The organism is Oceanicaulis sp. UBA2681 (assembly GCF_002354675.1).
GTDB lineage: Bacteria > Pseudomonadota > Alphaproteobacteria > Caulobacterales > Maricaulaceae > Oceanicaulis > Oceanicaulis alexandrii.
The window spans coordinates 227,051-231,377 of record NZ_DEMB01000008.1 but is presented as its reverse complement, the minus strand read 5'-3'; the positions used below and the strand labels follow the sequence as shown (position 1 = coordinate 231,377).

Sequence of the window (4,327 nt, the reverse complement as noted above, 5' to 3'; positions counted from 1 at the left end):
ACCTTGCCGCCGGTCTGCTCCCAGATTTCAGGGCCTGTGGTCTGGGCGTGAGCGCGACGGTTGGCGGTGTTGTCAAACTGGTTTGCCCAGATCGCGCCATTGGGTTCAGTCGCGTTCAGCTCTTCCGCCAGCGTGCCTGAATAGCGCGCATAATGGTTGGGGTTGGAATAGGGGACCGCATCCACTTCGATCAGCTGGGCGCCCATCAGGCGGATGGCGTCCGCTTTCTCCCGTGACTGGGTGCGCGGAAAGACAATCACCACCTTGTAGCCCAAAGCGCGTCCGACCATGGCCAGGCCGATGCCGGTATTGCCGGCGGTGCCTTCCACAATGGTCCCGCCCGGTTTGAGCGCGCCGCTGGCTTCCGCTTCGCGTATGATGCCAAGCGCCGCACGATCCTTCACCGATCCGCCCGGATTGAGGAACTCGGCCTTGCCCAGGATTTCACATCCTGTTGCGTCAGACACCTTGTTTAGACGAAGGAGCGGCGTATCGCCGATGAGATCAATGACAGAGCGGGCGGGGCGGGGGATCATGGCGAGCCTCTTTTCAGCGTTCTGAGCGCCAAGTTAGGAGCTGTCTGAGCTGGCTGCAATCAAACGGGCTCGCCTTAACACAGGCGTGATCCGTTTTCGTCGCGTCTGCGTAAGAAGATAAGAACAATTGGAGTGACCGAAATGCATACGCTTGACGCAGCATGGATGGTGGACGTGGCCAGCGGCGCAGCGCCCAAAGCGGTGCAGGTTCTCGCCGCCTGCCACGCAGAGATGAATGCAAGCGCCTACACCTTGCTGCATCAGGCTGAGCACGTCATGGGCGGTCTGCTTGAAGACACAGAGCCGGCCGCCATGAATATCGGCGCCTTTGAGGCTTTGTCTCAAAAACTGGGCGGCTTCTCGCATGCTCCCGCTACTCAGCGTCCGCGTCTATCTGATCAAATGAACCTGGACCTGCCCGATACTCTCAAGCGTGTCTTGAGCGACCATCCGCATCCCATCTGGATGAACAAGATGGGCGGAATTCAGGAAATGCCGCTTGAGACGCTGGAAGAAGATGGCGTTCATGTGCGCCTTCTCAGCCTGCCGTCCGGGCGCGGCGTCGCCGAACACACTCACCAGGCTGAAGAGCTGACCCTGGTGTTGAAGGGTGGTTTCAATGACGGCCACGCGGATTATCGCGCGGGCGATGTTTGTCATGCCGATCCGTCCCTGACGCATAATCCTCGCGCTCATGCGGACGGTCCTTGCATTTGCCTGTCGGTTGAAATGGGGCGCCTGCAGTTCACACACCCGGTCATCTCACTGGCCAGCCGCGTCCTGGGCTGGGACCGGTCCTGATCCTTTGTTTGGAGGTTTCACCATGCTGCGACTGATCATGACGACCTTGAGCGCAGGCGCTGTGCTGACGAGCGCCGCATGGGGCTCCGCTGATAACGCGCCTTCGCCCAATCCCATGCCGAACGCGGGCGAGAGCATTGTCTTTGATGTCTATCGCGATGGCGACAAGCGTATGGGCACGCACGCCGTCCATTTTGAGCAGGACGGCGATGATTTGCTGGTCTCCGTCGACATCGAGCTTCGCGCCGGTCTGGGGCCGATCACCGTCTTTCGCTATGAGCACCAATCCACTGAGCGCTGGCGTGAAGGCCAGCTGATCGGACTGAACGCAGAAACCTTCAAGGATGGCGAGACCTATCGTGTGCAGGCTCAAACCACCAATGAGGGTCTGGATGTGGAGGGTGAAACCCCGGATGCGGGCGCAATTTCACTGGAGTTTCCGCTCTCGGTTCTGCCCAGCTCGCACTGGCGCGGCTATCGCACAGGCGCCTACGACATCCTGAACACCGAACATGGCAGTGAGCTGGATGTGACGGTGGATTATCTGGGCGAGGAAATGCTGGCGGCCGATGGCGCGAGTATCACCGCCCATCGCTATCGGCTCTCCAGCGATCTGACCGTGGACCTGTGGTATGATGAAAACGGTCGCTGGGCCGGCTGCCAGTTTGAGGCGAGGGGCCAGACCATTCGCTATGAACGCCGTGCTGATCCTTTGAGGGGCTGATGCCTGCGCTCAGACTTGTTCTCGGCGATCAGCTCAGCGCATCCATCGCCAGCCTAGCTGATTATAGCGATGGCGATCTGATACTGATGGCGGAGGTTGCTGAAGAAGCGTCATACGTCCCTCATCACGCCAAGAAGATCGCCTTCATCTTCTCCGCCATGCGCCATTTCGCTTCCAGCCTGGAAGGGGGCGGCAAGTCCGTGCGCTATGTGAGGTTTGACGATCCTGAGAACACCGGCGCTTTGAAATCAGAAGTAGCTCGGGCGCTTGAGACGCAGGCCTTTGACACGGTCGTCACCACCTCTCCGGGCGAATATCGTCTGAAGACGGATATGGAGAGCTGGTCGGACGCTTTTGATCTACCCGTTCAAATCCGTCGCGACGACCGTTTTATCTGTTCGCTGGACCGGTTTGACGCGTGGGCGGACGGACGCAAGCGCCTGACCATGGAGTATTTCTATCGTGAGATGCGCCGGGAGACGGGCCTCTTGATGGAGGGCGACAAGCCCGTTGGCGGGCAATGGAATTTTGATCAGGACAACCGCAAATCACTACCCGCTGGTGTGACCCTTCCCGAGCGCGCCTGGATCGAGCCTGATGCGATGACCCGGCAGGTCATTGAGCTGGTCGCGGAACAGTTTCCTGATCAATTCGGCGATCTTGAACCCTTTGGTTACGCCGTCACGGCCGAAGATGCGGACGCGCAACTGGACTGGTTTTTACACAACGGCCTGCCCAGCTTTGGCGATTACCAGGACGCCATGAAACAGGGCGAGGCCTTCCTGTTTCACTCTGTCATCGCGCTCTATCTCAATATCGGCCTTCTCGACCCACTCATGGCCTGCCGAAAGGCGGAGGCGGCCTATGAAAAGGGCGACGCCCCGCTGAACGCGGTGGAAGGCTTCATTCGGCAAATCCTGGGCTGGCGTGAATATGTTCGCGGAATCTACTGGCGGTTCATGCCGGACTATCTTGAGCGCAATGCGCTTGAGGCCAAGCGTCCGCTGCCTGACTTCTACTGGACAGCGGACACCGACATGGCGTGCGTGCGTGATGTCGTCACCACGACCCGCAAACACGCCTATGCGCATCATATTCAACGGCTGATGGTGACAGGAAACTTCGCGTTGCTTGCCGGTATTGATCCCAAGGCGGTCAATGACTGGTATCTCGCCGTATACGCGGACGCCTATGAATGGGTGGAAGCGCCCAATACCCACGGCATGGCGCTCTATGCCGATGGCGGTTTGATGGCGACCAAACCGTACGCCGCATCAGGAAGTTATATCAACAAGATGAGCGATAGCTGCAAATCCTGCAGCTATGCAGTGACCAAGAAAAACGGGCCAAAAGCGTGCCCGTTCAACTATCTGTACTGGAACTTCCTGATCGAGAATCGGGAACGGCTGAAGGGCAATCACCGTTTATCCATGATCTACAAGACGCTGGATCGGATGACGGACGAAAAGACCGATGCCATCGCCGCAGATAGCCAACGATTTTTCAAACGCATCGGCATTGCCGAGTAAGGACTGAACACCATGACAGCGCCTTCAATACCGACGCCTGCTGATGGCGTGTGCTGGCTCACCGGCGCGAGTTCCGGGATCGGCGAAGCCTTGCTCGCCGATCTGGTCAAGGAAGGCTGGCGCGTGGCGATCTCGGCCCGCAGCGAAGACAAGCTCGATGCGCTGGCGCGACGCCACCCCGGTCAGGTCTTCGCCTATCCCGTGGATATCAGTGATGATCGCGCCGTCTCCGCCGCACTCGCTCAAATTGAATCTGACCATGGACCGATCGCACGGGCGATCCTCAATGCCGGCGTCTATATCTCGATCGAGGCGGAAAACCCGCGCTTTGAGGATTACGCCAAGACATTTGATGTGAACCTGAAGGGTGCGGCCGCGTGCGTCTGCGCGCTGACCCCGCGCTTTTGCGAGCGTGGCAAAGGCCAGCTGGTGATCGTGTCGTCCGCCACAGCATTTGGCGGCATGCCCACCGCGACCGCTTACGGGGCGACCAAGGCAGGGCTTCTGAACATGGCCGAGGGGCTCGCCATTGAGCTTCATCGCTATGGGGTGACGGTTCAGTGCGTCACGCCAGGGTTTGTCGACACCCCGGCTCAGGATGACAACGCCTTCCCCAAACCCTTCATGGTGAGCGCGGAAACCGCGGCCAAGCGCATCTGCAAAGGGATGAACCGTAAAGGGTTCGAGATCACCTTTCCCAAACGCTTCACCTGGATGTTGAAGCTGATCTACGCGCT

At 59.1% G+C, this 4,327-nt stretch carries 5 protein-coding genes; 4 read left to right on the top strand and 1 reads right to left on the bottom strand.

Going from position 1 to position 4,327, the window contains the following annotated elements:
- A partial coding sequence (locus B3M53_RS06260) for a pyridoxal-phosphate dependent enzyme (RefSeq protein ID WP_286799944.1) occupies positions 1–536 on the bottom strand: 536 nt, incomplete at its 3' end.
- Between the two features lie 141 nt (positions 537–677).
- On the opposite strand from B3M53_RS06260, the gene B3M53_RS06255 reads away from it, so the two are divergent.
- From B3M53_RS06255 to B3M53_RS06240, 4 genes are all read left to right on the top strand, one after another.
- Entirely contained in the window at positions 678–1,337 is a 660-nt protein-coding gene (locus B3M53_RS06255; protein WP_286799942.1) for a cupin domain-containing protein, read from the top strand.
- 22 nt (positions 1,338–1,359) lie between these two features.
- Positions 1,360–2,061: a DUF6134 family protein gene (locus B3M53_RS06250; protein ID WP_286799939.1), complete on the top strand. Its 702-nt coding sequence runs from the start codon at positions 1,360–1,362 to the stop codon at positions 2,059–2,061.
- Positions 2,061–3,590, top strand: coding sequence for a cryptochrome/photolyase family protein (locus B3M53_RS06245; protein ID WP_286799936.1), 1,530 nt, complete (start codon positions 2,061–2,063; stop codon positions 3,588–3,590). The genes B3M53_RS06250 and B3M53_RS06245 overlap by 1 nt, the downstream gene beginning before the upstream one ends.
- A 12-nt stretch (positions 3,591–3,602) precedes the next feature.
- Positions 3,603–4,327, top strand: a 725-nt coding sequence (locus B3M53_RS06240; protein ID WP_286799935.1) for an SDR family NAD(P)-dependent oxidoreductase, incomplete at its 3' end; no start/stop codon positions are given.